Source organism: Streptomyces sparsus, from assembly GCF_054776295.1.
Genome location: NZ_BAAHCA010000510.1, coordinates 1 through 3,512, shown reverse-complemented (window position 1 = coordinate 3,512; position 3,512 = coordinate 1). Strand labels below are relative to the sequence as shown.

Below are 3,512 nucleotides of genomic sequence, written 5' to 3'. Positions count from 1 at the left end.
GCCGGGGGTCGCGGCGTCCGCCCGCCACTGGGCGTAGCGGACGGCTTCGGCCAGGGCCCGCACCGCGCGCTCGGGGGCCGGGTAGGAGGGGATGCGGCGCTCGCTGAGTGCGGCGTCCAGTCCCTCGATGGCCAGGTGGGCCACGGCCACCGGTTTGCCGCTGCCGGCGGCTGCCGACTGGAGGGCGTCGGCGAGTTCACCGGCCTGCCAGGCGTCGACCCACGGGATCGCGGTGACCACCACGGCGTCGGTTCCGGGGTCGGCCATGGCCTCGGCGAGGGCCCGCCGGAAGTCCTCGGGGGTGGCCGACGACGTCAGGTCCACCACCGGGGAGGGGCGCAGGCCCTGGGAGAGGCAGGCGTCGTAGGTGAGCAGCCCGAGTGACTCGGCGTTGCCCAGCGTGGTGACGCGGGGACCGGCCGGCAGCGGCTGGAAGGCGAGCTGCACGCCGGTGTCGACGAGTTCGGTGACGGTGTCCACCAGCAGCACTCCGGCCTGCCGCAGCAGCACCGAGACGGTGGCGTCCGGGGTCCGGCTGGTCGGGACGGCGTGGCCGGGCGGCGGTGCGCTGCCGCTGTGCCGGGCGCCCTTGACGACCACGACGGGCTTGCGCATGGCGGTGCGCTTGACGAGCCGGGTGAACTTGCGGGGGTTGCCGATGGACTCCAGGTACATCAGCGCGACGTCGGTGTCCGGGTCGTCGTCCCAGTACTGGAGCACGTCGTTGCCGGAGACGTCGGCGCGGTTGCCGGCCGAGACGAACGAGGAGAGCCCCGCGCCGCGGCGGTGGAGGCCGGCGAGCAGGGCGATGGCGATGGCGCCGGACTGGGTGAACAGCCCGATCCGGCCACGCTCCGGGCTCTCCGTGGAGAGCGTGGCGTTCAGCCGCACGTCCGGGGAGGTGTTGAGCAGGCCGAAGGCGTTCGGCCCGATGATGCGCATGCCGTAGGAGCGGGCCTTGCGGACGAGTTCCCGCTGTTCGGCCCGGTCGAAGTCGGCGGAGAGCACCACCAGGCCCTGCACACCGTGCTCGCCGCAGTCGGTGACGACCGCGTCGACCCGGTCGGCGGGCACGGCGAGCACGACGAGGTCGACGGGTTCGGGGATGTCGCGCACCGAGCGGTGCGCCGGCACTCCGGGCAGGCCGTCGAGGGTGCCCGCCTCCGGCGGCAGGTGGTGGTTGACGGCGTAGGTGCGGCCGGTGAATCCGGCGGTGCGCAGCGACTCCAGCACCGTGCGCCCGGCGCCGCCGGGTCCGCGGCCGGCGCCGATGACGGCGACGGAACGGGGGGCCAGCAGCCGCTGCACGGAGTGCGCCTCGGCCCGCTGCTCACGGGCGCGCATCACCGCGAGGGACTCGGCGGTGGGTTCCAGGTCGAGGTTGAGGTGGACCGAGCCGTCCTCGAAGCTGCGCTTCTGGGAGTAGCCGGCGTCGGTGAAGACTTTGATCATCTTGCTGTTGGCCGGCAGCACCTCGGCGGTGAAGCGGCGCACCCCGCGCTCGCGGGCGCAGGCCGCGATGTGTTCGAGCAGTGCGGAGGCGACACCGCGGCCCTGGTGGGCGTCCTGGACGAGGAAGGCCACCTCGGCGTTGTCCGCCGGCGCGGAGGCGGGGCGCCCGGTGGCGTCGATGCGGTCGTAGCGGACGGTGGCGATGAACTCGTCGCCGACGGTGGCCGCCAGACCGACCCGGTCGACGTAGTCGTGGTGGGTGAAGCGGCGCACGTCGCGGTCGGAGAGCCGCGGGTAGGGCGCGAAGAAGCGGTAGTACTTGGACTCGTCCGACACCTGCTCGTAGAAGCTGACCAGTCGGCCCGCGTCATCCGGGGTGATCGGCCGGATCTTGGCCGTACCGCCGTCGCGCAGCACCACGTCGGCTTCCCAGTGGGTCGGGTAGGCACGCTCCGGGGCTGGCTGCATGGGCACAGGGTACGACCCGGCGGTGGGTCGGCGTCCGGGGTGCGGGGGCTGCGGCGCCGGTCGGCGTCCGGGACGCAGGGGGACGCGGCGCCCGGGCCGGGGGACGTCCCAGTTCGCGGACAGGGGTGCGCGCGGGCACGCTGGGACGGCACAGTGCCCAGGAGGGAGCACTCGCCCCCTCATGCGAAACTGGTCTAGACAACGTTCCGAATGAAGGGCAACACCATGGCTGAGCGCCGCGTCTCCGTCGGCTGGGCCGAGGGCCTGCACGCCCGTCCCGCCTCCATCTTCGTTCGCGCCGCGACCGCCGCCGGCGTGCCCGTCACCATCGCCAAGAAGGACGGCGACCCCGTCAACGCGGCCTCGATGCTGGCCGTGCTCGGCCTCGGCGCCGAGGGCGGCGAGGAGGTCGTGCTGGCCTCCGACGCCGAGGGCGCGGACGCGGCACTGGACCGGCTGGCGAAGCTGGTCGCGGAGGGCCTGGAGGAACTGCCCGAGACGGTCTGACATCCGACCGACCCGGCATCGGCGACGCCGCGCTCCACACCGGCCCGGAGCGCGGCGAAAAGGCGGCGGAGCATTCGCTCCACCGCCTTTTCGCTGCCCTTTTCCGGGCCGGCGGAATTCAGAGCACAGAAACACGGGGAAGGGCCTTGCGTAAAACGCCCCGACCCATGTGTATACAGCTTCTGTTAATCCGGTGCGCGCAGTGTGTTGACAACAGGTTTCGAAGACCTCACACCGCCCGGTCGCTGCGCCCGGCGCACCGCCGGTGACCGTTCCGCCCGGGCGGTGGCCACTGCTCTGGCCCGCTCGACGTCCCGTCGGGCCACCGCGTCGACCATGGCCCCGTGCTCCTGCCACACAGCGACGGCCCGCGCCGGCGGCTCGACCGCGTCCGGCGTGTACATCCAGGTGATCTTCCGGTGCAGCTGGGTGAGCAGCGCCGCGAGACTCGGGCTGCCCGACGCCTGGGCCAACGTCTCGTGGAACCAGTCGTCGAGAGAGCGCAGGTCGGAGAGCTGGCCGTGCTCGGCCCGCTGCCGGCCCAGCCGGACCAGCCCGCGCAGCACCTTCAGGTGCGCGTCGGTGCGGCGCTGCGCGGCGCGGGCGGCGCCCAGCGGTTCCAGCAGGGCCCGCATGTCCAACAGGTCCGCGGCCTCCCGCTCGGTGGGCTCGGCGACGCAGGCACCGGCGTGTCTGCGGGTGGTCACGAACCCCTCGGACTCCAGGGTGCGCAGAGCCTCCCGCACGGGCACCCGCGAGACCCCGTAACGGCGGGCCAGCAGTTCCTCGGTGAGGCGGGCACCCGGCGGAAAGGCGCCGGTGACGATTTCGTCGCGTACCGCTGTGCACACCGCGTGCGCGGAAACACGCATGGCCCCACCTCCGGCGTCCCCACGTTTTGAAGATGTCGCAGACTCGAACTGTATTCCACTCGCCGGTGATTTCCGATCCCCGGTCCGGATACGACGGAAAAGCAGCGCTCACACAGCCGGGGAAGCTCACCAACGGCCGTTCACCGCGAGCGGCACGACGGGGGCGGGGGGGGCGGGCCGGCGCGGCGGAAGCGCGGCAGCACGCGGCGGACC

General features: G+C 73.1%; 3 protein-coding genes. 1 reads left to right on the top strand and 2 read right to left on the bottom strand.

All coding sequences use genetic code 11. The features are described 5' to 3' along the window. Positions 1-1,920: GNAT family N-acetyltransferase (locus ACYVE9_RS19380; RefSeq protein ID WP_461029150.1), on the bottom strand; the 1,920-nt coding region annotated here is incomplete at its 3' end. A gap of 225 nt (positions 1,921-2,145) precedes the next feature. On the opposite strand from ACYVE9_RS19380, the gene ACYVE9_RS19375 reads away from it, so the two are divergent. Further along, positions 2,146-2,427 (top strand): HPr family phosphocarrier protein, encoded by a 282-nt coding sequence (locus ACYVE9_RS19375; RefSeq protein WP_461029151.1) that lies wholly within the window; start codon positions 2,146-2,148, stop codon positions 2,425-2,427. Positions 2,428-2,612: 185 nt separating this feature from the next. Here the strand turns inward: ACYVE9_RS19375 and ACYVE9_RS19370 are convergent, their stop codons facing one another. After that, positions 2,613-3,299 carry a GntR family transcriptional regulator gene (locus ACYVE9_RS19370; protein WP_461029149.1) on the bottom strand — a complete coding sequence of 229 codons (687 nt, stop codon included), beginning with the start codon at positions 3,297-3,299 and terminating at the stop codon, positions 2,613-2,615. Between the last annotated feature and the right edge of the window lie 213 nt (positions 3,300-3,512).